Source organism: Polaromonas glacialis (assembly GCF_000709345.1).
Lineage (GTDB): Bacteria > Pseudomonadota > Gammaproteobacteria > Burkholderiales > Burkholderiaceae_C > Polaromonas > Polaromonas glacialis.
Window position 1 is genome coordinate 2124139 of sequence record NZ_KL448323.1, and the last position, 22120, is coordinate 2146258.

General features: G+C 63.4%; 23 protein-coding genes and 1 tRNA gene. 9 read left to right on the top strand and 15 right to left on the bottom strand.

What is annotated here, in order from left to right; genetic code table 11:
* The first annotated feature begins 102 nt into the window (after positions 1–102).
* The gene (locus EC86_RS0110460; RefSeq protein WP_029525588.1) at positions 103–948 is read left to right on the top strand and encodes an enoyl-CoA hydratase-related protein; all 846 of its coding nucleotides are present in this window, start codon (positions 103–105) and stop codon (positions 946–948) included.
* 54 nt (positions 949–1002) lie between these two features.
* Here the strand turns inward: EC86_RS0110460 and EC86_RS0110465 are convergent, their stop codons facing one another.
* From EC86_RS0110465 to yaaA, 7 genes are all read right to left on the bottom strand, one after another.
* A complete protein-coding gene (locus EC86_RS0110465) occupies positions 1003–2262 on the bottom strand; it encodes a HupE/UreJ family protein (protein ID WP_036772080.1) in 1260 nt (419 codons plus the stop codon).
* A complete protein-coding gene (locus EC86_RS0110470; protein ID WP_156955291.1) occupies positions 2262–3449 on the bottom strand; it encodes a hypothetical protein in 1188 nt (395 codons plus the stop codon). Before EC86_RS0110470 ends, EC86_RS0110465 begins: the two co-directional genes overlap by 1 nt.
* 145 nt (positions 3450–3594) lie before the next feature.
* Positions 3595–3846: a hypothetical protein gene (locus EC86_RS0110475; RefSeq protein ID WP_156955292.1), complete on the bottom strand. Its 252-nt coding sequence runs from the start codon at positions 3844–3846 to the stop codon at positions 3595–3597.
* A 24-nt stretch (positions 3847–3870) separates the two neighbouring features.
* A complete protein-coding gene (locus tag EC86_RS0110480) occupies positions 3871–5400 on the bottom strand; it encodes a DUF4331 domain-containing protein (RefSeq protein ID WP_029525592.1) in 1530 nt (509 codons plus the stop codon).
* Between the two features lie 222 nt (positions 5401–5622).
* The gene (queF, locus tag EC86_RS0110485; protein WP_029525593.1) at positions 5623–6471 is read right to left on the bottom strand and encodes an NADPH-dependent 7-cyano-7-deazaguanine reductase QueF; all 849 of its coding nucleotides are present in this window, start codon (positions 6469–6471) and stop codon (positions 5623–5625) included.
* On the bottom strand, positions 6468–7394 hold the full coding sequence (locus EC86_RS0110490) for an alpha/beta fold hydrolase (protein WP_029525594.1): 927 nt from the start codon (positions 7392–7394) through the stop codon (positions 6468–6470). Before EC86_RS0110490 ends, queF begins: the two co-directional genes overlap by 4 nt.
* Before the next feature lie 51 nt (positions 7395–7445).
* Positions 7446–8222 (bottom strand): peroxide stress protein YaaA, encoded by a 777-nt coding sequence (yaaA, locus tag EC86_RS0110495; protein WP_029525595.1) that lies wholly within the window; start codon positions 8220–8222, stop codon positions 7446–7448.
* A 72-nt stretch (positions 8223–8294) separates the two neighbouring features.
* Between yaaA and EC86_RS0110500 the strand changes: the two genes are divergently transcribed.
* From EC86_RS0110500 to galU, 3 genes are all read left to right on the top strand, one after another.
* A complete protein-coding gene (locus EC86_RS0110500; protein ID WP_051675847.1) occupies positions 8295–11165 on the top strand; it encodes an ankyrin repeat domain-containing protein in 2871 nt (956 codons plus the stop codon).
* 180 nt (positions 11166–11345) lie between these two features.
* A complete protein-coding gene (locus tag EC86_RS0110505) occupies positions 11346–14264 on the top strand; it encodes a valine--tRNA ligase (RefSeq protein WP_156955293.1) in 2919 nt (972 codons plus the stop codon).
* 263 nt (positions 14265–14527) lie between these two features.
* Positions 14528–15451: a UTP--glucose-1-phosphate uridylyltransferase GalU gene (gene galU / locus EC86_RS0110510; protein ID WP_029525598.1), complete on the top strand. Its 924-nt coding sequence runs from the start codon at positions 14528–14530 to the stop codon at positions 15449–15451.
* A gap of 21 nt (positions 15452–15472) precedes the next feature.
* Here the strand turns inward: galU and EC86_RS0110515 are convergent, their stop codons facing one another.
* A complete protein-coding gene (locus EC86_RS0110515; protein ID WP_029525599.1) occupies positions 15473–15700 on the bottom strand; it encodes a sulfurtransferase TusA family protein in 228 nt (75 codons plus the stop codon).
* Between the two features lie 28 nt (positions 15701–15728).
* The gene (gene cysM, locus EC86_RS0110520; protein WP_029525600.1) at positions 15729–16631 is read right to left on the bottom strand and encodes a cysteine synthase CysM; all 903 of its coding nucleotides are present in this window, start codon (positions 16629–16631) and stop codon (positions 15729–15731) included.
* Between the two features lie 40 nt (positions 16632–16671).
* Between cysM and EC86_RS0110525 the strand changes: the two genes are divergently transcribed.
* From EC86_RS0110525 to EC86_RS0110545, 4 genes are all read left to right on the top strand, one after another.
* Positions 16672–16756 (top strand) — tRNA-Leu (locus EC86_RS0110525).
* 412 nt (positions 16757–17168) lie between these two features.
* On the top strand, positions 17169–17426 hold the full coding sequence (locus EC86_RS0110535) for a type II toxin-antitoxin system Phd/YefM family antitoxin (protein WP_029525601.1): 258 nt from the start codon (positions 17169–17171) through the stop codon (positions 17424–17426).
* Entirely contained in the window at positions 17423–17689 is a 267-nt protein-coding gene (locus EC86_RS0110540; protein WP_029525602.1) for a Txe/YoeB family addiction module toxin, read from the top strand. Before EC86_RS0110535 ends, EC86_RS0110540 begins: the two co-directional genes overlap by 4 nt.
* A 193-nt stretch (positions 17690–17882) precedes the next feature.
* Positions 17883–18527, top strand: coding sequence for an SOS response-associated peptidase (locus EC86_RS0110545; RefSeq protein ID WP_029525603.1), 645 nt, complete (start codon positions 17883–17885; stop codon positions 18525–18527).
* Between the two features lie 72 nt (positions 18528–18599).
* On the opposite strand, the gene EC86_RS0110550 is transcribed toward EC86_RS0110545, so the two are convergent.
* The 6 genes from EC86_RS0110550 to EC86_RS0110575 form a co-directional block, all read right to left on the bottom strand.
* Positions 18600–18830 (bottom strand): hypothetical protein, encoded by a 231-nt coding sequence (locus EC86_RS0110550; RefSeq protein WP_029525604.1) that lies wholly within the window; start codon positions 18828–18830, stop codon positions 18600–18602.
* A 59-nt stretch (positions 18831–18889) separates the two neighbouring features.
* Positions 18890–19270, bottom strand: coding sequence for a VanZ family protein (locus EC86_RS0110555; protein WP_198026772.1), 381 nt, complete (start codon positions 19268–19270; stop codon positions 18890–18892).
* Between the two features lie 208 nt (positions 19271–19478).
* Positions 19479–19886, bottom strand: a complete 408-nt coding sequence (locus EC86_RS0110560; RefSeq protein ID WP_198026773.1) for a PIN domain-containing protein — start codon at positions 19884–19886, stop codon at positions 19479–19481.
* A gap of 5 nt (positions 19887–19891) precedes the next feature.
* Complete coding sequence (locus EC86_RS0110565) at positions 19892–20143, bottom strand: antitoxin (RefSeq protein ID WP_029525607.1); 252 nt, start codon at positions 20141–20143, stop codon at positions 19892–19894.
* A gap of 354 nt (positions 20144–20497) precedes the next feature.
* Complete coding sequence (locus EC86_RS27720; protein ID WP_198026774.1) at positions 20498–20728, bottom strand: DUF2281 domain-containing protein; 231 nt, start codon at positions 20726–20728, stop codon at positions 20498–20500.
* Between the two features lie 115 nt (positions 20729–20843).
* Positions 20844–21800 carry an IS5 family transposase gene (locus EC86_RS0110575; protein ID WP_029525609.1) on the bottom strand — a complete coding sequence of 319 codons (957 nt, stop codon included), beginning with the start codon at positions 21798–21800 and terminating at the stop codon, positions 20844–20846.
* Between the two features lie 67 nt (positions 21801–21867).
* On the opposite strand from EC86_RS0110575, the gene EC86_RS29895 reads away from it, so the two are divergent.
* Positions 21868–22120: hypothetical protein (locus tag EC86_RS29895; RefSeq protein ID WP_232229859.1), on the top strand; the 253-nt coding region annotated here is incomplete at its 3' end.

Consider the following 22120-nt stretch of genomic DNA (forward strand, 5'->3'; position numbering starts at 1 on the left):
GGATGGCATAGCGCATCAAGCACTGACGAGAGGCGCCATGCAAGGCGAAGCGTCTCAGGGGCGACTGGCCGGACGTTATGCGCTGGCGTAGAGTGCAGCCTCATGAACCCACTCACCTGCTTCAGCCTGACCACGACCGACCACATTGCCCACCTGGTACTCAGTCGCCCCGAGGTGATGAACACCATGAACCCGGCCTTCTGGCGCGAACTGGACGCGGTGCTGACGCAACTGCACAAGTCGGCCGACGCCCGGGTGCTGGTGATTTCCAGCACCGGCAAGCATTTCAGCGCAGGCATGGCGCTGGACACCTTTGCCGGCAGCATCACCCTGGACGACCAGAGCGCCGAAGGACGCGCCGCGATTTTCGACCTGCTGGCCGGCATGCAGGCCACGTTCACCCAACTTGAAACCCTGCGCATCCCGGTGATTGCCGCCATCCAGGGCGGCTGCATTGGCGGCGCGGTGGACATGGTGACGGCCTGCTGCCTGCGCTACGCCACGGCCGACGCGTTTTTCTGCATCCAGGAAATCAACATCGGCATGGTGGCCGACGTGGGCACGCTGCAGCGCCTGCCCAAGCTGATTCCGCTGGCGGTGGTCAAAGAGCTGGCTTATACCGGCCGCAAGCTGGGCGCGGCCAGGGCGCTGGCCTGCGGTTTGGTCAATGAGGTGTTCGACACGCCTGAAGCCCTGCTGGCCGGTGCGCTGCAATGCGCCAAAGAGATTGCCGCCAAGCCGCCCGTCGCCATCTGGGGCACCAAGCAGGCGGTGCATTACGCCCGAGACCATTCGGTGGACGAGGCGCTCAAGCAGATGGGCTGGCTGCAGGGCATCATCTGGAGCAACCAGCATGTGCGCGAATCGATGCAGGCGATGAAGGAAAAGCGCACCGGCCGCTTCCCCGATCTCGCCACCCTCCAGTATTTCAATGAAAAAGGCCTTTAGCGCATATGGGGCGGGCACAATCAGCTATTGATTCAATAGCGTTGATGCCACCCATCAGCCGACCCGCTGCCAGAACCACCAGGCGGCCAGCACGATCAGCAGCACCGAGCCGCCGCGCACCACCACGCGGTCATACCAGGGCCTGCCGACCAGGGCCTGCGACACCAGCACCCAGCCCAGCACGGCCACAAGCTGGCCGGCCTCGACACCCAGGTTGAAACCGGCCAGCGCCCAGGGCAGCAGCCCGCCGGGCGCGGCGGCCTCCAGCAGCAGGCCGGCAAAGCCGAAGCCGTGGACCAGGCCGAACAGCAGCGCCAGCACGTCCATGCGAATCCATTTCACCGGGCGCAGGTTCAGCAGCGCCGTGACGGCAATTGACAGCGCAATCACCGGCTCGACCCACGTGGGCGAGGCCTGCGTCCAGCCGAAGGTTGCCAGCATCAGCGTGATCGAATGGCCGATGGTGAAGGCGGTCACGGTGCGCAGCAGCGCCAGCCAGGCATCACGGCTGGCAAAGGCTGGCGTGGCGCCGGTCTGGACAGCTGCTGCGCCAACCGACCGGGCCTGGGTAAACGCCGCCTGCGGCCGGCGGCGCAGACTCAATTGCAAGGGCAGCACCAGCGCCAGCAAAAAGGCCAGGTGGTCGTAGCCTTGCAGCAGGTGGTGCATGCCCAGGCTGAAATAGTCGCGCAGCGCCGACAGGCGATTCGACGGTGCCGCCTGCGCATCGGCCATGGCACCGGCCTGGCGGTCCGCGCCAGGGCTGAGCGCCAGGCGTCCCTGCTGGGGCGAAACCGTGCTGAGGAAATCCTTGCCGCCCAGCTGGCCCGCCACCAGAAGCCGGTGCGTTGAATCCTCGTTTTTCAGCAGTCGGTAATCCAGGTTCAATGCGCCACCGGCCGGGCAGCGGGCTTGCGCCACCGCCCGGAAATAGACACCGTCGCTGCGGCGTTCCAGGCCATCGGCCTGCCAGTCGAGCCGGCAGGCAGGCTGCGGGCCGGAGGCAAGCTCGGGCGGTGTCTCCAGGTTGGCCAGGGTGTTGAGCGCAGCCAGCACCTGCGGCGTGGCCGCCCTGACCTCGCCCCAGCTCACGCGCGCATCGGCATTTGCATCGACCGGCACGATCAAGTCCAGGTCGCGAAGCGCCACCGCCAGCGCAAACCGGAAATCGCTGACGCTGCCTGCGCCTGCAGGTGCTTGTGTCTGCCGCACATCGAGGTAGGCATCGCTGCCCTTGTGCGCCAGCGCCGGGCTGCAAGCCAGCGCAAGGGCCAGCAGCCAGCCAGCCTGGATGAATGCGCGAACCGGGCGCATCACCTGGCCCCTCCTGCGGCAACCGCGCCGGCTGGCGCCAGCCGCGCATCGTGCAGGCCAGCGGCGCGGACGGCGTTTTCAATCTCCGCCAGCGCCGCGCCGTCGCCGGCCAGCCGGGCGCTTTGCAGCGCGGTCCACCAGTCCAGCGGCTCGCGCTGGAGCTGAAGGTTGGCGCGGGCCAGTTGCAGCGCGCGCGGCGCGTCGGCGTCCAGCCACAGCGCGGCCAGCGCCAGTTCGCGGCCATGCAGCGCCGGATCGTCGCCGCGCCTTGTCAGTTCATCAACGCGCCCCTGCAGCAACTGGCGCGCTTCGGTCCAGCGCGCATCGCCCTGGCGCTTCCACGCCGCCGCGCGGCGCAGCAGCACGGCATCGGTTTCAGGCAGCGGCGCCAGCAGTTGCAGCGCTTGCGCGGTTTTTCCGGTGCGCAGCAGCAGGTCGCTGTAGGCAATCGAGGTGTACAGGTCATGCTCGGCCGCCAGGCTGCGCGCATAGGCGCTGGCGGCATCGGCATCGCGGCCCGCGCGCTCGTGGTTTTCGGCCAGCAGCGACAGCAGCCAGCTGCGCTGGCCGGGATCGGTGGCCTGGCCGGCCAGCGCCTGCAGGCCCTGCCCGGCTTGCGCGTTCTGGCCCTGCAGCGACTCGGTTTCCAGACGACAGGCCCTGGCATACAGCAAGGGGCCGGCGCGCGAAACCGCTTCGCAGGCCGCCAGCGCTTCAACATAACGGCCGGAAAGCCGCTCCAGCGACGCCAGGTTCAGCCAGCCCTGCGCATGGCCGGGCGCACGGGCCAGCGCCGCCGTGAGCACCGCCCGCGATGCCGCGAATTCATGCCGGCCCTGCTGCACCGTGGCCTGCAAGACGGCCATATCGGCCGGCGCATCGGCCCGGTCCCACCAGGGCGCCAGCGCGGCCTGCGCGCGCCCCCAGTAGCGGGTGTCACCGGTCTGGCGGGCCACCGAAATATCTTCGCGGACCTGCCGGGCAGCGGCTTGCGCATCAGCGGCCGGCGGCGTGCCTGCCGGCGACTGGACGGGGCGGCTTCGCGTGACGGCAGGCAGCACTTCGAGGATGTCTTCGTCGCGCAGGGGCTGGAGCGGGACGGCAGCCATCACAGGCATCTGAAGCGCCGCCAGCACGCCGGCCAGCGCGATGGCCGTGAAGGAAGCAGGCAGTTTGAAATCAGGCATGGCGATGTCTTCCAGGCGTGCAGCCGGCGGATGTTTGTATGGATTTTCACCGGGCAATCAGACAAGGCGTCGCCCAGCAAAAAAAAATTATAAAAAAGCCCGGCCATTGAAAGCAATCAATGGCCGGGCGGCGCCATGTCTGCCTTTATGGCAGGGGCGCTGGTTCCGCGCTGTCGTTGGCCACCAGTGTCAGCGGGTTGATGTCAACCGGCTCCGCGCTATCGCCGCCGATCAGGCCATTGATGTAGGCGACCACATCGGTGATCGTCTGCGCGACCGGCCCGGGTGGGGCACCGCCCCCGTTGGCGCCGTGGTCATCATTGCTGCCGCCGCAGCCGGCGAGCAGCGCGGCGCACAGTGCGGCGCCGGCCATCAGTCTTGGGTTGAAGGTGAACATGGTGTTTCCTTGTCTGCCGGCCAATTACTTGGCCCCCGCAAGCGGGGTGTTGAGGTAGGGGAAGACCTGCTTGAAGTCGGTGGCGCTGGCGCGCACGCCATCCACGAAGGCCACGCCGCCGCTAGGCGCATCGGCGGGCTTGCAGCCCACCTTCAGCGCGTCGGTGTCGCCGGTCAGCACGCACAGCGCGCCCATGGCCACGCGCAGCGACACGTCCACCACGTCGTCGCCCAGGCGGCGGCCGTTCGGGAAGCCGGCCGCGTCGCCCGCCGCCACGCCCAGCGCGTTTTGCGCGGCCGCCGGCTTGGCGGCAATCGACGTGTTCAGGCGCAGCATCTCGGTCAGCGGACCGCCCATGCCCAGGCCGGTGATGTTGGCCGGACGGTTGACCGTGGGCAGGCCGGTCAGGAAGGCGGTCATCAGGTCGGTGCGCGGGAAGTTGGTCGGCGCCTTGACGCCGAACAGGCTTTCCAGCAGCGCCGGCAGCGTCGGATTGGTCACGTAGTCGGCGAAGTTGGCCGCATCGTTCAGTGGCTTGCTGGCGTTGAACTTGTCCTTGTCCTTCAGGCCGATCACCACCTCATTGACCAGCGGCATGCCCAGGCGCGAGACCTGCGTCCAGGCGCCGCCGGCTTTTTCGCTGGCCTGCAGGCCCGAGCCTGGCGCGCCATTGAGCAGCCGGCCCTGGCGCAGGCTGGCCGTGGTCCAGCCGCCGATGACTTTTTCGCTGCCCTGCGTCAGGCAGGTCGCCGGCACTTCGAGCGCCAGCGAGGTCACGTTCTTGTCCTCCAGCTCGCCGAACTTGCCGGCAGCCGCCGCATTGGCCTCGTTGGTGATGACGGACGCAGGCGCATTGACCAGATCAAAAATGGCGCCGAGGTTTACCGAAAAGGCTTCCTTGCGCTGGCCGACGAACACCTTGCCGGGCGTCGCGCAGCCGGGGATGTTGATGCTTTGGATGTAGGAGTTGGCATAGCCTTCATAGCTGTTGCCGGGGAAGGTCTTGGTGCCGATGTAGTCGATGGGCTTGCCAAAGGTGGTGCCGCCGCCGGCCGTGGTGACAGCCGCGCGGCTGCCGCTGCGGCGGTCGCCGCGCACCACGTTGAGCGTGAAGCTCTCGGTGTAGCTCAGCGGCGCGCCGGGCGCATTCGTGACCGCGCCGGCCTGGCGCAGCGGAATCGAGACGTTCTTGCCGCCGATGGGCAGCGTGATGCCGGCGCCGTTGTTGGCGAGTTCGTTCTTGAACTGGAACTGGAAGGTCAGGTCTTCCTTGCCGTCGCCGTTGTTGTCCAGGTGGATTTCATACAGCGCGTTCGGGTCGAGCGAGAAATAATTCGGGCCGCCGTAAGCATCCTGCAGCGGCAGGTAGTTGGCGATCAGCGTGACGTTGCCGGCCTTGCCCGCCTCGTAGCTGTTGAACATGTAGAAATCGGTGCCGTCCACTTTCGGGGCGGTGGTGATGAACGGCGCTTCGCGGTGGCTGGAAGCCATTGCGCCGCCGGCGGCGGCAAGCAGCAGGCACGCCCTGGCGATGTGCCGAAGTTTCATTTGCATGGTTGATCTCCTGGTTGATTGAATCACAGCAATTGCTGTACGGGAAGGTACGCAAACAGGCTGCAGGCCGGATTCAACGGAGGTTCAAAATTTGGCCAGAGGCGAAGTTGTCCTACAAAACGACTCACCGGGCCGTGACGACCCAAATTTTTTGAAAACTCAAGACAAAACAGCCATTTGCGCATACTGGATATGCGCAAGCAGCTATCTATTCAATAGCATTCACTGCCGCGCGGTGCGAATGTTTTGCGGAATCGCCTGCGGATGGCTGGTGCGAAACGGGTTGATGTCCAGCCCGCCGCGTCGCGTGTAGCGCGCATACACCGTGAGCTTGACCGGCCGGCAGCGCGTCCAGATGTCCATGAAGATGCGCTCGACGCACTGCTCGTGGAACTCGTTGTGATTGCGGTAGCTGACCAGGTACTGCAGCAGGCCTTCCTGGTTGATCTGCGGGCCGCTGTAGCTGATGCGCACGCTGCCCCAGTCGGGCTGGCCGGTCACCAGGCAGTTGCTCTTGAGCAGGTTGCTGGTCAGCACTTCAGTGACCGGCGGCTCGTCGAACACGGCGCTCAGCAGGTCGGGCGCCGGGGTGTAGCGGCTGCATTCCACATCGAGCCGGTCCAGGCTCAGGCCGTCGAGTTCGGCCACGTCCTCGCGGTCGAACAGCTCGGGCAGCAGCAGCTTGACGCCGACGCTGGACGCATTCGGCGCGCCGCGCCAGGCGGCTTCGCCGATGTCGGCGCGCAGCCGCGCCTGCACCGCGGCGGCGTCTGCAAAGCGGGTGTTGTTGAAGCTGTTCAGGTAGAGCTTGAAGGACTTGCTCTCAACGATGTTGGGTGTCTCGCAGGGCACGATGAACTGTGCCAGCGCCACCTGCGGCTTGCCGCGCGGGTTGAGCCAGCTCAGCTCGAACGCGGTCCACAGGTCGGCGCCGAAAAACGGCGGCGCGGTGCCCACGCCGATTTCTTCGCGCTTGGCCAGGCGCGGAATGGGGAACAGCAGCGACGCGTCGTACTGATCGACATAGGCGGACGATTTGCCCAGTTCGGAATGTTCAGGAAGGTTGTTCATGGTTGAGTAGATGGGGTTGTCGGGTTGGCCGCAGCGAGGTGCGGAATCAAGAGGGCCAGCAGGCGCTCGACCACGCCGGGCGGCAGGTCGTGGCCCATGCCGTCGATGCCGGCCAGCCGGGCGCCGGGAATGCGGCGGGCGGTGTCTTCTGCGCAGGCGAACGGCACCAAGGGGTCGGCCCGGCCATGCACCACCAGCGTCGGCACCCGGATGCCGGCCAGTTCATCGGCGCGCGTGCGGTCGGCCAGCACGGCGACCATCTGCCGCAAAATGCCGACCGGGTACAGGCTGCGCCGGGCCGCCGCGCCCACGAGGTCGCGCCAGTCAGCATCGCTCAGCGCAAAACCGGGGCTGCCAATCGCCTTGAAGACCCGCACCGAATGGTCGATGGCCGCGTCCAGGCCTTTGCCGGCGGGCCGGCTCATCAGCACGCGGCTGACCTCGGGGCCAGGTCCGGGCAGGCCGCGCGCGCCGCTCGAACTCATGAGGCTGGTCAGGCTCAGCACCCGCCCGGGCGCCAGCAGCGACAGGCGCTGGGCGATCATGCCGCCCATGCTCGCACCGACCACATGCGCCCGGTCGATGTTCAGCGCATCGAGCACGCCCAGCGCGTCCCGCGCCATGTCGAGCACGCTGTAGGGCGGCCTGATGCGCCAGCCGAGCCGGTATTTCAGCCCCGCCCACAGCACTTTGGGCTTGCCCAGCGCATCGAAATGCTGGCTAAGCCCGGCATCGCGGTTGTCGAAACGAACCACCCGGTAGCCGGCATCGACCAGCGCCTGCACCAGGGCCGGCGGCCAGGCGATCAGCTGCATGCCCAGGCCCATGATGAGCAGCACCGCTGGACGCGGCTGGCCCTGCGCATCGACGCCGGCGCCGCTGTCCTCGACTTCGAGGTCGATGCCGTTAGCTCTTTTTTTCATAGCATTAAACCCCCGTACTACATGCGCAAATCGGCTATTTTGTTCACAACTTCAGGCTGTCTGCCGGCGCCGGAACACCAGCCGGTCCACGGCCGACGCGCCGGCATCGAAGCCATAGCCTTCGGCATCAAAGCCCTTGAGCTTTTCCACCGTGGCCAGCCCATGTTCAATCGCGTAGCGCGCCATCAGCCCGCGCGCGCGCTTGGCCGTGAAGCTGATGACCTTGTAGCGGTCGCCGCGCCACTCCTCGAACACGCAGGCCACGACGCGCGCCTTGAGCGCCTTGCGGTCCACCGCCTTGAAATACTCCTCGCTGGCCAGGTTGACGATCACCGGCGACACCTCGGCGGCCGCGCGCGCATTCAGGTAGTCGGCAATCTGCGCGCCCCAGAACTGGTAGAGATTCTTGCCGCGCCCGGTCACCAGCGCCGTTCCCATTTCCAGCCGGTAGGGCTGCATCCAGTCGAGCGGCCGCAGCACGCCGTACAGCCCGCTCAAGATGCACAGGTGACTCTGTGCCCAGGCCAGTTGCGGCTCGTCCAGGGTTTTCGCATCCAGCCCCTGATAGGCGTCGCCATTGAAGGCCAGCGCGGCCTGCTTTGAATTTTTGGCGGTGAAGGTCGGCGACCAGGCTTCATAGCGCGCCGCGTTCAGGCCGGACAGCGCATCGGACAGCGTCATCAGGCTGGCGATCTGCTGCGGCGACTTCTCGCGCATCACCGCCACCAGTTCGGCGGCCTGCGCGATGAACAGCGGCTGGCTGTGCGGCACGTGGCCAGAAGGCGTGTCGTAGTCGAGGGCTTTGGCAGGTGACAGAAGAAACAGCATGGGCGGGAGAATCCTTTGCGCCGGATTATCGGATACGCTAAACATCCATTTTTTGACTGACCGCTTGACCCCATGCGCCTGCTGACCCACCACCAACTCGACACGCAGCGCGTGCGCGCCCAGTTTGCCAAGCTGCAGCAGGCCGTGGCGCGCGATGACTTCAAAAGCCCGAATCTCAAGAAGCTGTCGCCCACGCCCTACTGGCGGTTCAAGCTCGACCACACCAACCGGCTGCTGGTGCAGTTCGCGCGCCACGGCAATGAAAACGTGTGCCTGGCGCTGGAGGTGATTCACAACCATGCCTACGAGCATTCGCGCTTTCTGCGCGGCGCCTCGCTGGACTGGAGCCAGCTCGACCTGGACGACGCGCCCGTGCCCGGTGCCGATGACCTGAACGCGCATGCCCCGGCGCTGCGCTACATACATCCGGAGCGCGGCGAGATCCATGTACTCGACAAGGTGCTGAGCTTTGACGACGCGCAGCAGGCGGTGTATGACGCGCCGGCGCCCTTGATCCTGGTGGGCTCGGCGGGTTCCGGCAAGACCGCGCTGACGCTGGAAAAGCTCCGGCTGGCGCGCGGCCGCGTGCTGTATGTCACGCAGTCGGCGTTTCTGGCGCAAAGCGCGCAGGCCATGTACTTTGCGCACGGCTTTGAGGCCGAGGGCCAGGAGCCGGAATTCCTGAGCTACCGCGAATTCATCGAAACCCTGCAGGTGCCTGCTGGCCGCGAACTCGATTTCACCGCCTTCACCGGCTGGTTCGAGCGCTACCGCAGCGCGGCTAGGCAAGCCACCGGCGGGCTCGATGCCCACGCGCTGTTCGAGGAGTTTCGCGGCGTGATTTCGAGCCGGGCCGACGGTGTGCTGACCCGCGAGGCCTACCTGGCGCTGGGCGTTCGCCAGTCGCTGCTGGCGGCCGAGCAGCGCGCGGCGGTGTTCGAGTTGTTCGAGAAATACCGCGCCTGGCTGGCGAGCGCCGGCTTGTTCGATTTGAATTTGGTGGCGCATGACTGGCGGGCCTTGGCAAAGCCGACCTATGACTTCATGGTGGTTGACGAGGTGCAGGATTTGACCAGCGTGCAGCTCGCGCTGCTGCTCAGGACGCTGGCGAAGCCGGGGCAGTTTTTGCTGTGCGGCGACTCCAACCAGATCGTTCACCCGAACTTCTTTTCATGGGCAGCGGTCAAGACGCTGTTCTGGCAGGACGAGTCGCTGGCCCGGTCGCAAACCATCTCGGTGCTGCGCGCCAATTTCCGCAACGCCCAGGCGGTGACGCAACTGGCCAATCGGCTGCTCAAGATCAAGCACGCTAGATTTGGCTCGATTGACCGGGAAACCAATTTCCTGGTGCAGGCCACGGCGCAGACCACCGGCTCGGTGCAGTTGCTGCTGGACAAGGACAGCGCCCGGCGCGAACTCAACGCCAAGACGCGGGGCTCGACCCAGTTTGCCGTGATCGTCCTGCGCGACGAAGACAAGGCCGCCGTGCGCGCCCAGTTCCAGACGCCGCTGGTGTTCTCGGTGCACGAGGCCAAGGGACTGGAATACGCGAACGTGATCCTGGTCGATATGGTGTCCAGCCAGCGCCAGGCCTTTGCCGAAATCGCCAGCGGCGTCAAGCCGCAGGACCTGGAAGGCGACACGCTGGACTACAGCCGCGCCCGCGACAAGACCGACCACTCGCTGGAGCTGTTCAAGTTCTATGTCAACGCCCTGTATGTCGCCCTGACCCGCGCCGTGGACCAGCTGCTGCTGGTCGAAAGCGACACCGCGCATCCGCTGCTGCAACTGCTGGGCTTGCGCACCAACGACGCGATCAGCCTGGCGCAGCAGCAGACCTCCAGCCAGCAGGAATGGGCGCAGGAAGCGCGCCGCCTGGAACTGCAGGGCAAGCAGGAGCAGGCCGACGCGATTCGCAAAAACGTGCTCAAGACGCAAAAACCGAGCTGGCCGGTGTGGGACGAAGCCGCCTTGCAGGACTTGCTGCCCAAGGCGCTTCAGCCGGGGCAAATCTCCAACAAGCCGCGCCAGGCGCTGTTCGACTATGCGCTGTGGCACGGCCAGAGCGGCTGGATTCACGAACTGGCCCAAGCCAGCCGATTCGAGCCCGCCCTGCGCCTCGCCCAGGCGATGGATGCGGTCAGCAATCCTTACCACTACGACAGGCTCGATGTACAGGAAGCGCCCAAATACATCGTCAAAAAAATCGCCGCCGTGGCCGAGCGCCAGCGCCAGCCCTATGCCGGCCGCGCTTTCAAGGACGTGCTGCGCCAGTGCGACCAGTACGGCGTGGACCATCGCAGCTACTTCAACGCCACGCCGCTGATGATGGCCGCGCAGTGCGGCAACGTGCCGCTGGTCGAGGCCCTGCTGGCGCGCGGCGCCGACCCGCTGGTGCGCGACCACTATGGCCACAGCGCCTGGGACCATGCGCTGGAGCGCTTTCTGGACGATCCGTGGCACACGCAGCACCACCTCGATGCGCTCTTTCCCTTGCTGTCGCCCCCTGTGCTCGACGTTCAGACGGCAGGACGTCTGATCCGGCTGGAGCGCCACCAGGGCGAATACTGGCTGCTGGGCGTGATGCTGGCCAGCTACAAAAAGCTCTATTCGCAGGCCGTTCCCCATCCGCACGTCCATCGCAACCTGAAAGGGTTTTGCGCCGACCACCTGATGCGCCAGGTCGAGCGCGTGCCCGAAAGCGTGCTGCGCCCCGAGCGGCGCCGGCGCGTTTACTTCAACGGCGTGCTGTCGCGCGCCGAAGTCCACAGCAGCTACCAGCCCAGCCGCCAGCTCTGGCTGCGCACGCACAACGGCTATTACGTGCTGAACCCCGAACTGCAGTTGCGCGCCCACAGCGGCGCCGGCTGGGTGCCGTGGAAACAGTGGCTGAACCAGCCGCTGGTGCATGCGGGCTGCGGCATTGTCCAGCCCGGCGCGTGATTTTGCTCATCTTTTAATAGCTGCTTGCGCACGTACAGCGTGCGGAAAAGGCCGATTTGGCTTTAAAACTGCAACCCATGCAGCGCCGTCGAATAAAATCGGCGCAACCCCGCCCTCTTCCAACTCCGACTCAACCCCAACCCCAGGCGGCATCCCCGAGATGCCGTTTCCCATTGCCACATGACTGAAGCTGCCACCCCTACCCCGACCGCCCCTGCCCTTGATGCCATCAAGGTGTTTCCCCCCACGCCGGGGCTGGACAGCCTGGCCAAGTCGTTCGAGCCTTCGGAAATCGAAAAGCACTGGGGTCCGCTGTGGGAGCAAAGCGGCCAGTACGAGCCGACGCTGGACGAATCGAAGCCCTCGTTCGCCATCCAGCTGCCGCCGCCCAACGTCACCGGCACGCTGCACATGGGCCATGCGTTCAACCAGACCATCATGGACTCGCTGACGCGCTACCACCGCATGCGCGGCGATAACACGCTGTGGGTGCCGGGCACCGACCACGCCGGCATCGCCACGCAGATCGTCGTCGAGCGCAAGCTGCAGGGCGAAACAGGCAAGACCCGCCACGACATGGGGCCGACCCCCGCCGAAGCGCGCAAGAACTTTGTCGCCAAGGTCTGGGAATGGAAGGAAGAATCCGGCTCGACCATCACCCGCCAGATGCGCCGCATGGGCGACTCGGTGTCGTGGAAGCACGAGTACTTCACCATGGACCCGAAGATGTCCAAGGTCGTCACCTCGACCTTCGTGCAGTTGTACGAGCAGGGCCTGATCTACCGGGGCAAGCGGCTGGTGAACTGGGACCCGGTACTGAAATCGGCCGTGTCCGACCTGGAAGTCGAGAGCGAGGAAGAAGACGGCTTCATGTGGCACATCCGCTACCCGCTGGCGGACGGCTCTGGCTCGATCACCGTCGCCACCACACGCCCCGAAACCATGCTGGGCGACGTGGCCGTCATGGTGCATCCGGAAGACGAACGCTACATCCACCTGATCGGCCAGCAGGTCACGCTGCCGCTGTGCGACCGCACGATTCCGGTGATTGCCGACGATTACGTCGACAAGGACTTCGGCACCGGCGTGGTCAAGGTCACGCCCGCGCATGACACCAACGACTATGCGGTCGGCCAGCGCCACCATTTGCCGATCATTTGCGTGCTCACGCTCGACGCCGCGATCAACGACAACGCTCCCGAGAAATACCGGGGCATGGACCGCTTCGTCGCCCGCAAGGCCGTCGTCGCCGACCTGGAAGCCGCCGGTTTCCTGGTCGAGGTGAAAAAGCACAAGCTGATGGTGCCGCGCTGCACCCGCACCGGCCAGGTGATCGAGCCGATGCTGACCGACCAGTGGTTTGTCGCGGTGAACAAGGTGAGCGAGCAAGACCCGACCGGCAAGTCCATCGCCCAGAAAGCGATTGACGCGGTCGACAGCGGCGCGGTGAAGTTCGTTCCCGAGCAGTGGGTCAACACCTACAACCAGTGGATGGGCAACATCCAGGACTGGTGCATCTCGCGCCAGCTCTGGTGGGGCCACCAGATTCCGGCGTGGTACGACGAGGACGGCAAGGTCTATGTCGCCACCAATGAAGAGGAAGCGCAGGCCCAGGCGCCCGGCAAGACCCTGCGCCGCGATGAAGACGTGCTCGACACCTGGTATTCCTCGGCGCTGGTGCCCTTCTCGTCCCTCGGCTGGCCAGAGAAGACGAAGGAGCTGGACCTGTTTTTGCCGTCGAGCGTGCTGGTCACCGGCTACGACATCATCTTTTTCTGGGTCGCCCGGATGATCATGATGACGACGCATTTCACCGGCCAGGTGCCGTTCAAGCACGTCTACATCCACGGCCTGGTGAAGGACGCACAGGGCAAGAAGATGAGCAAGTCCGAAGGCAATGTGCTCGACCCGGTCGATCTGATCGACGGCATCGAACTCGCCCCGCTGCTGGACAAGCGCTCGCAAGGCCTGCGCAAGCCTGAAACCGCGCCGCAGGTTCGCAAGAACACCGAGAAGGAATTCCCGGCCGGCATTCCGGGCTATGGCGCCGATGCGCTGCGTTTCACCTTTGCCTCGCTCGCCAGCCTGGGCCGCAGCATCAACTTCGACAGCAAGCGCTGCGAAGGCTACCGCAACTTCTGCAACAAGCTCTGGAACGCCACGCGCTTCACGCTGATGAACTGCGAAGGCCAGGATTGCGGCCTCAATGAACACAGCAAGGAACAATGCGCGCCCGGCGGCGAGATGGAAAACTACCTGGATTTTTCGCAGGCCGACCGCTGGATCGCTTCCACGATGCAGCGCGTTGAGCTGGACGTGGCCAAGGGCTTTGCCGAGTACCGCCTGGACAACGTCGCCGGCCACATCTACCAGTTCATCTGGGACGAGTTCTGCGACTGGTACCTGGAAATCGCCAAGGTGCAGATCCAGCAAGGCAGCGACGCGCAAAAACGCGCCACGCGCCGCACGCTGATCCGCACGCTCGAAGGCATCTTGCGGCTGGCGCACCCGCTGATTCCGTTCATCACCGAAGAACTCTGGCAAAAGGTCGCGCCCGTCGCGGGCAAGGCTGGGCCATTCATCGGCCAGGCGCCCTACCCGCAAAGCCAGCCTGAAAAGATCGACCCGCAAGCCGAAGCGCATGTCGCCAAGCTGAAAACCCTGGTCGATGCCTGCCGCAACCTGCGCGGCGAGATGAAGGTCTCGCCCGCCACGCGGCTACCACTGCTGGTCGTGGGCGATGACGACTTCATCAACGCCGTGGCACCAGTGCTCAAGTCGCTGGCCAAGCTCAGCGAGGTCAAGCTGTTCGCAACAGAAGCCGAATGGGTGCTGGCTGCAGAAGCCGCACCCGTGGCCGTGGTCGGCGATGCGCGCGTCTGCCTCTACATGGAAGTCGATGTCGCGGCCGAAAAAGCCCGTCTGGGCAAGGAAGCCACGCGCCTCGAAGGCGAGTTGCTCAAGGTGCAGGCCAAGCTGGCAAACGAAACCTTTGTCGCCAAGGTGCCGCCCGCCGTGCTGGAAACGGAACGCAGGCGGCTGACGGAATTCACCGGCACGCTGGAAAAGATCCGCGAGCAGCTGGCACGGCTCAAGTAAGGGAGAGACGGAAATTGCAAAAGTGCCGGTTTCAAGTGGCTGTCATTGCGGGCTTGACCCGCAATCCATGGCCCCGAATTCATGGATGCCGGGTCAAGCCCGGCATGACATGGGTACATCGGAAGTTTCCGCTTCCCTAATGTGTAATAAGGGCGCCTCTTTGCATTGATCAGGGGATTGACGCAGGCCGGACCGGGACGTAGTCTGACGCTGTCCAGGCCTTCAAAGCCCGAAAATAACTTCTTATTTTTTTAGAAACGCCAATGCAAAAATCCATCCTGAACAAAGCTGTATTTCCCGTTGCCGGCCTTGGAACCCGCTTTCTGCCCGCGACCAAGGCCATGCCTAAGGAAATGCTGCCCATCGTGGACAAGCCGCTGATCCAGTATGCAGTGGAAGAAGCCTATTCAGCCGGCATCCGGGACATGATTTTCGTGACCGGCCGGAACAAGCGCGCCATCGAGGACCATTTCGACACGGCTTACGAGCTGGAAACCGAACTGGAAAAGGCTGAAAAACACGAGTTGCTCGCGCTGGTGCGTTCGGTCCAGCCGGATGACATGACCATTGCCTTTGTCCGCCAGCCCCGTTCGCTGGGCCTGGGCCATGCCGTGCTGTGCGCCGAGCACCTGGTCGGGAACGAACCGTTTGCCGTCCTGCTGGCGGACGACCTGATGGTCGGCCCGAAGGGCGGGATGTCGGTGATGGCGCAGATGGCCGAGCAGTTCGAGGCGCTTGGGCAATCGGTGCTGGCGGTGCAGGAAGTGCCGGCCGAGCAGACGCGGCGCTACGGCATCGTGGCCGGTGAAATGGCTGGCGAGCGCCTGATGAAGGTCAGCCACATGGTCGAGAAACCAGCACCCGAGGCAGCGCCTTCACGCATGGCCGTGGCCGGCCGCTATATCCTGACGCCAGCCGTTTTCGAGCAGATCCGCAACCAGCCCAAAGGCGCAGGCGGCGAAATCCAGCTCACCGACGGCATCGCCGGGCTGATGCAACACGAGAGTGTTTACGCTTATCAATACCAGGGCAAGCGCTACGACTGCGGCAGCAAGGAAGGTTTTCTGGAAGCGACGGTGGAGCTTGCACTGCAGCATCCGGAAGTCGGCGTGTATTTCAGGAACTACCTTGACAACCTGCAGATCGGCTGGTCGGGCAAGGAACGCCGGGCCGCCAACCTGTCCTGACCAAGCGGTGCGGCCTGCGCGTCAGCGCCGCTTCAGCACATGAATGAACTCGTTTCCGACGGTTTGCTGATCCATCAGGTCGTTCCCGGTCTGCTTGGCAAACGCCTGGAAATCGCGGGTCGAGCCCGCATCGGTTGAAACCACGCGCAGCAACTGCCCGCTTTCCATGGCGGCCAGCGCTTTCTTGGCTTTCAGGATGGGCAGCGGGCAGTTCAGGCCACGCGTGTCGAGTTCTTTATCGATGTTCATGAATGTCTTTGTGATCAAACCCTGATTTTCAGGCAGGAAACACACCAGTGGACAAATAGCGGTCGCCCCGGTCGCAAACGATGAACACGATCACCGCATCCTTGACCGTTTTGGCGATTTCCTGCGCCACCCAGCAGGCGCCAGCGGCCGAGATGCCGGCAAAGATGCCTTCCTCGCGCGCCATGCGCCGGCACATGTCTTCGGCATCCAGCTGGCTGACCAGGACCAGTTCATCAACATTGCGCGGGTCGTAGATCTTGGGCATGTAGGCTTCGGGCCACTTGCGGATACCCGGAATGCGCGAACCTTCGCTGGGCTGCGCGCCGATGATCCTGATCTCAGGGTTTCTTTCCTTCAGGTAGCGCGACACGCCGGTGATGGTGCCGGTGGTGCCCATGGCGCTGACAAAATGCGTCACTGTGCCGGCCGTGTCGTTCCAGATTTCGGGGCCGGTGGTCTCAAAATGGACGCGCGGGTTGTCGGGGCTGGAGAACTGGTCCAGCACCCTGCCCTTGCCTTCGTGCTGCATCCGCTCGGCCAGATCGCGCGAGTATTCAATGCCGGCGCTTTTCGGCGTCAGGATCAGCTCGGCGCCAAACGCCTTCATGGTCTGCGCGCGCTCGATGCTCAAGTCCTCCGGCATGATCAGGATCATGCGGTAGCCCTTGATCGCGGCGGCCATGGCCAGCGCAATGCCGGTGTTGCCCGACGTGGCCTCGATCAGCGTGTCGCCGGGCCTGATCTCGCCGCGCTCCTCGGCGCCCCGGATCATGGCCAGCGCCGGCCGGTCCTTGACCGACCCGGCCGGGTTGTTGCCTTCAAGCTTGCCCAGGATTGTGTTGCCGCGTACGGCGTTTTCGGCGGCGGCGATGCGCTGCAGTGCGACCAGCGGTGTTTTTCCGATGGCGTCTTCAATGGTTGGAAATTTCATAGCCCACTACTGTGCCATAATTTCGTTCTTTGGTTTTACTGCCCGGGTGGTGAAATTGGTAGACGCAGGGGACTCAAAATCCCCCGCCGAAAGGCGTGCCGGTTCGATTCCGGCCCCGGGCACCATTCAGTAGAATCAGACAGTCTCAGAACCCTCAGAACCCGCATGTCTCCTAGGCATAGCGGGTTTTTTGTTGCCTCAAGCAGTATCACTGGATAACATGAGATACCGCCAAAAAGACGGAATTTGTGACGGTATCTCATGGGGAGTCATCATGGATGAAGCAACGAGTTGACCTGACCGAGCATCAATTGGCCCATCGGGTCAAGGATACCAACGGGCGAGCTTCCATAACCAAACGGCGCACCTGCCAGCCCGGCGCGTGATGATGCAGACGTGGGCTGATTACCTGGACAAGCTGCGCATGGGTGCGGACGTGATCCAGTTCAAGTCCGCAGGAACGAAGGACTTGATGCATCCTGACACGACATGACTTAAACTTGCACCAATTCAGGTACAAGTCAAAGGGCGTCAAAAATGAAAATCATCACCTATTCCGAAGCGCGCAGTTCTCTCAAATCCGTGCTCGACACGGTGCATGAAGATGCTGACGTGACCATCATCAGCCGCCGGGACGGTGCAGACGCCGTGGTGATGTCGCTTGACCATTACCAGAGCATCATGGAAACCATGCACCTGCTGGCAACCCCGGCCAATGCGGCGCATCTGGCCAAGTCCATTGCACAGCACAAGGCGGGCAAGGCGGCGCGACGCGAACTGGTCAATCCTGAGTGAGCCGCGCCATCCGCTTCACCCCGGCGGCATGGGAGGACTACACCTGGTGGCAGGGGCAGGACAAAAAGACCTTGAAGCGCATCAATGCCCTGATCGAAGCGGCACGGCGCGACCCCTTCGCCGGTATCGGCAAGCCAGAACCACTGCTGGGCAACCTGGCGGGCTACTGGTCAAGGCGCATCGACGTGACGCACCGCCTGGTCTATGCCGCTGATGACGTTGATTTTGACGTGATCGCGTGCCGTGGGCACTACGACGATTGACGCAGGCCGCAACGCGGCATAACAGTTTTGAGCCACGCCTGGCCACCGGCTGATCCCCGATGATGAAAACCGGGACACCCTGACCCGGCGGCGCTGGTTTTCTTTGAATACGCAACTGAACGGCACTGCGCAGGCAACGCGGATGCCTGGCATATGCATTGCGAAGCCTTTGCAGGCGGGGCAGAATTCCCAAATGTGCAGCCACTACCAAACGCTCAAGAACCGGGCCAAATTCGAAAAAGAATTCCGGGTGAAGTTGCCGCCCTACGAGGGGGTGTATGACGTATGGCCGACCTATCAAGCACTTTTTGTGAGGCGACCGCGCGAGGCGGATGCGGGTGATGAAGCGGTCCCCGACCGAGAGGCGATGGCGGGCGTGTTTGGCCTGATCCCGGCTTGGGCCAAAGACGACAAGTTTGCGCGCCGGACCTTCAACGCACGCAGCGAGACAGCAGCGTCCTTGCCGAGCTTTCGGGATGCCTGGCGCAAGGGGCACAAGTGCATCATTCCGGCCGATGCCATTTATGAGCCTGATTGGCGATCAGGCAAGGCCGTGGCCACGCGGATTGTCCGAAGCGACGGCGGCGCCATGGGATTGGCCGGGCTGTGGAGTGGCTGGAAGTCACCGGCTGGAGAATGGGTGCTCAGCTTCACCATGCTGACCATCAATGCGGACGAACATCCGCTGATGCGCAACTTTCACAAACCCGGGGACGAAAAGCGAATGGTCGTGATCTTGCCCGATGGTTGCCATGACGACTGGCTGACGGCTCCCGCCGAGCGTTCAATGGACTTCATGCGGCAGTTCCCGGCAGAACGAATGACGGCCAGCACCTGAATGGCGGGCATTGGGGGCCGCAAAGTCTGGCTGATCGAGCCACGGCAACCTTGGCCACCCGGGCAACCGGCTTCACAGCCGGAAGGGCATCAGCCTGAGGCCCAGCACGAAAGTTGCCGAGCCGGCAATCACCCAGGCCAGGTTTTCCGCATCGGCACCCCTGCGCGTGAAATGAAAGTACATCTCTTTCGCAAAGCCAAGCACCACCGGCGCGAGCGCTGCGGCAACGATGCCAAAAGGCGAAGCCATGGCCGAGCAGGCCATTCCGGCGAAAAAGTGAATCATTCTGGTGTTGCGGGCCATGCTTGCGCTGCTCCCATCAAAATATCGAACAGTTCACAACAGCGCCGGGCGCCACCCGGTCACTGCCGGCTTGAACGGCCGGCGCCGGCCCATCTGCCGCGCAACGCCATGATCATCACGGCCAGCAAGGTGCCCGCCATGTCAATGCCCATATCAATCAGGCGCGGGTGCCGGTCAACGGCAAAAAACTGCAGCGCTTCGGTCATCAGCGCCAAGACCAGCGCCAGCAAGATCACCCGCCGGGCGGTGTAGGCCAGCGGACGCATCATGAGCAGCAGCGACATGCCGCAGAACACCACAAAGTGCGCCCACGACGACAATGAAAAAGGGACGTGAAGGCTTTGCTCCACACCATTGCGCCAGGCATTGGGCATTTGCGTACCAACGATCAGCACAAGAATATGCAGGCCGAACAGGCTCCAGGCGAGACGAGGGGACATCGGGCTTCTTTCTCGGGACAGGGCCTGTCGCCAGGCCGAAGGTTGAAACCAGCGCGCCCTCATGAGGCGCGGGGTGAATCGGCTATCTTATTAAATTTGGCTCAAGAATTGTCAGCACGCAAATCACAGCAGGAATCCTGGCGGTGGCAGTCCTGTGCGATGACTTTAACCACCGGGGCCAGGCCGTTTTTGCCAAGGAGGTGGATTTTCATGCGCTCAAATCCCACTCTTCCACGGCCAAACCGGGCACACGCAGGAATTCACGCGCGTTGTTGGTCACCAATACAGAGTCCTCGGCCATGGCATGTGCGGCAATCAGCAGGTCCATACCGCCAATAGTCTGCCCTGCCCGCTCCAGCGAAGCACGGATCCTGGCGTAGTGCTGGGTGGCGTCTGCGGGCCAGGGGCGCACTTCAAACCCCGCCAGCCATGCTTCAACCGTGGCAGAAAAGCGGACGGATGCAAGCTTTGCTGCGCCAAAGCGCAGTTCCGCCGCCACGATGGCAGACAGCCAGAGTTGCCCACGGTCCAACTCGGCGAAGCGCTCGACCATGCAAGCGGGGCGGCGACGCAGTACATAGCTGCAAATATTAATATCCAGTGTCCGGCGCATCATGAGGGTCAAGACCAGTCGCGCGTTTGCGGCGGGCTGTCATTCCGCTCGGTGAGAAAGGTATCGGGCAAGGGCTCGGTAGCCTCATAAAAGCTCCTTAGCCAGTCAGCCATGCCCTGATCCGGCGAAGGCTCCGGCTGCACCCATAGGGCATTGCCCACTTGCTCGATACGAACTTCCTTGGCACTCAGACGCAATTTCGCCGGCAGACGGATGGCCTGGCTGCGGCCGCTCATGAAAAGTTTGGCAGTAATGCTCATACAAATCTCCTGATGTAATAACACATTGGCATATTACATCGAATTCAGCTTTCGGGCTGTGCAGCGTACTGGTTGGCAACCCCGTCGCGGCAGGCACCGCATGGCCTCGAATTCATGGATGCCGGGCCCCCGGATCGGGTCCGGGGCCGGCTAAGGAACACGGAAATTTCCGGTTACCCCTGTCATGCCGGGCTTGACCCGGCATCCATGAATTCGGGGCCATGGATTGCCCCGGATCAAGTCCGGGGCAGGCTCGTCAAGCCCGCAATGACAGCCATCTGAAACCGGCAGTTTTGCAATTTCCGTTTTCCTAAGCCCGGCATGACAGGGGTACACCGGAAATTTCCGCATCCCTTAATGCCACTCATTGCGCAATTTCTGCTGGATGGCCAATGGCGATTCGCTAAAGGTTTGGGTGTTTTCGAGCCCACCGCACAAACTGGCAAGGCTAATGTCTGCTGGTTGGCTGACTGTGCTTTTTTGCCTGGCGCGCAAAAAATCAGCAAATTCCAGCACCTCGGCCAGCAAAGGTTCGGGCAGGTTCTGGACTGCTTCAAGGAGCCGTTCTGAAGTTGTTGACATCATGCGCGTCCTGTTAATTTTTTTGACCAAAGTAGTTTAGTGGCTGCCGATAGCGAATGCACGGGGCGTTGTTGCATAAATCCCCGTGATGGCGAAGCATCCCCCTGGCCCCCATTTTTTAGGCAACCCGGACGGAGTCCGGGCGTGCGAGCACCATCATGGGGTTGATGATTCCCACCCGCACAGCGACTTCTGCGTCCTGCACATCCACATCGCGCGCCCACAGCCTGTCGCCAGTCAAGGTCTTCAAGCGGTACATCACCAGGTTCTCCACCAAGGAGCGGCAGTGATAGCCGCTTTTATCCTTCCAGTCCTGCTTGACACTTTGGGCAATGTGGTCAATGGCCGCGTTACGCTCTGATGCTCCGGCCTGGCTGGCAGGCCAGTGAACGGCGCCTTCGACAGGAGGAGTGAGCGCCAGTGCGCCACATCCGGCAATGGCCGCGCGGGCTGCTTGGCTGTCGTAGGCGCCATCGCCTCCGACAATTTCCACCTTCGTCTCTGGCGGCAGTTGCGCCAGCAACTCGGGCAGCACGCTGGCGTCGTCCACGTCGCGGTGCGTCATCAACACGGCGCACACTTGCCCGGTTTTCGCGTCCAGCGCCAGGTGTACCTTGCGCCAGCTGCGCCGTTTGCTGTAGCCGTGCTTGCGCACTTTCCACTCGCCCTCGCCAAAGAGCTTTAGCCCGGTGCTGTCCACCAGCAGATGCACCGCCTCGCCCGCCTTGCGCAGCACCGGCAATGTCACCCGCAGCGACTTGGCCCTTCGGCTCAGCGTGCTGTAGTTGGGCACCGCCAAATCTGGCATCGCCAGGCGCTGCACGCTGATGGCGAACCCCTGCAGCGCCCGCAGCGGCAGGCGGTACACCGACTTGAGCGTCAAGTGCATCTGGATCACCGTGTCGCTGTACGCCTGCGCACGCCCGCCTGGCGTTTGAAGCGCTGGCGAGAACATCCGTTCGTCCATCCAGACCGTCACATTTCCCCGCTCGATCAGGCCCGCGTTGTACTCGGGCCAGTTCTTGACCCGGTAAACACCTTTGGGCTGGCTGGGCAGGAGCGTGTCTTTTGGCATGTTCGGAGCAAAAGCACGAAGCCTAACCGGTACGTCAGCCTGCTTATCCGGATACTTTGGGGTATTTATGCAACAACGCCCCATGGATTGCCCCGGATCAAGTCCAGGGCAGGCTCGTCAAGCCCGCAATGACAGCCATTTGAAACCGGCACTTTTGCAATTTCCGCTTCCCTTACATCTGCATGATTTCTCGCGCAAGCTGTCTAGGGGAACTCAGTGCAGGCATCATGAACCAGCGATCCAGCGCTTCTTTGCCAATGCGGACCATACCGGTGTGATTGGCAAGATCTGCGTCTATGCGAGGATCGTCATTGAAAAAA

Excerpts from the sequence above, each read along its gene's own strand:
- EC86_RS0110460 (WP_029525588.1), top strand. The coding sequence starts at position 103 with ATGAACCCACTCACCTGCTTCAGCCTGACCACGACCGACCACATTGCC.
- EC86_RS0110465 (WP_036772080.1), bottom strand. The coding sequence starts at position 2,262 with ATGCGCCCGGTTCGCGCATTCATCCAGGCTGGCTGGCTGCTGGCCCTT.
- EC86_RS0110470 (WP_156955291.1), bottom strand. The coding sequence starts at position 3,449 with ATGCCTGATTTCAAACTGCCTGCTTCCTTCACGGCCATCGCGCTGGCC.
- EC86_RS0110475 (WP_156955292.1), bottom strand. The coding sequence starts at position 3,846 with ATGTTCACCTTCAACCCAAGACTGATGGCCGGCGCCGCACTGTGCGCC.
- EC86_RS0110480 (WP_029525592.1), bottom strand. The coding sequence starts at position 5,400 with ATGCAAATGAAACTTCGGCACATCGCCAGGGCGTGCCTGCTGCTTGCC.
- queF (WP_029525593.1), bottom strand. The coding sequence starts at position 6,471 with ATGAACAACCTTCCTGAACATTCCGAACTGGGCAAATCGTCCGCCTAT.
- EC86_RS0110490 (WP_029525594.1), bottom strand. The coding sequence starts at position 7,394 with ATGAAAAAAAGAGCTAACGGCATCGACCTCGAAGTCGAGGACAGCGGC.
- yaaA (WP_029525595.1), bottom strand. The coding sequence starts at position 8,222 with ATGCTGTTTCTTCTGTCACCTGCCAAAGCCCTCGACTACGACACGCCT.
- EC86_RS0110500 (WP_051675847.1), top strand. The coding sequence starts at position 8,295 with ATGCGCCTGCTGACCCACCACCAACTCGACACGCAGCGCGTGCGCGCC.
- EC86_RS0110505 (WP_156955293.1), top strand. The coding sequence starts at position 11,346 with ATGACTGAAGCTGCCACCCCTACCCCGACCGCCCCTGCCCTTGATGCC.
- galU (WP_029525598.1), top strand. The coding sequence starts at position 14,528 with ATGCAAAAATCCATCCTGAACAAAGCTGTATTTCCCGTTGCCGGCCTT.
- EC86_RS0110515 (WP_029525599.1), bottom strand. The coding sequence starts at position 15,700 with ATGAACATCGATAAAGAACTCGACACGCGTGGCCTGAACTGCCCGCTG.
- cysM (WP_029525600.1), bottom strand. The coding sequence starts at position 16,631 with ATGAAATTTCCAACCATTGAAGACGCCATCGGAAAAACACCGCTGGTC.
- EC86_RS0110535 (WP_029525601.1), top strand. The coding sequence starts at position 17,169 with ATGAAAATCATCACCTATTCCGAAGCGCGCAGTTCTCTCAAATCCGTG.
- EC86_RS0110545 (WP_029525603.1), top strand. The coding sequence starts at position 17,883 with ATGTGCAGCCACTACCAAACGCTCAAGAACCGGGCCAAATTCGAAAAA.
- EC86_RS0110550 (WP_029525604.1), bottom strand. The coding sequence starts at position 18,830 with ATGGCCCGCAACACCAGAATGATTCACTTTTTCGCCGGAATGGCCTGC.
- EC86_RS0110555 (WP_198026772.1), bottom strand. The coding sequence starts at position 19,270 with ATGTCCCCTCGTCTCGCCTGGAGCCTGTTCGGCCTGCATATTCTTGTG.
- EC86_RS0110560 (WP_198026773.1), bottom strand. The coding sequence starts at position 19,886 with ATGATGCGCCGGACACTGGATATTAATATTTGCAGCTATGTACTGCGT.
- EC86_RS0110565 (WP_029525607.1), bottom strand. The coding sequence starts at position 20,143 with ATGAGCATTACTGCCAAACTTTTCATGAGCGGCCGCAGCCAGGCCATC.
- EC86_RS27720 (WP_198026774.1), bottom strand. The coding sequence starts at position 20,728 with ATGATGTCAACAACTTCAGAACGGCTCCTTGAAGCAGTCCAGAACCTG.
- EC86_RS0110575 (WP_029525609.1), bottom strand. The coding sequence starts at position 21,800 with ATGCCAAAAGACACGCTCCTGCCCAGCCAGCCCAAAGGTGTTTACCGG.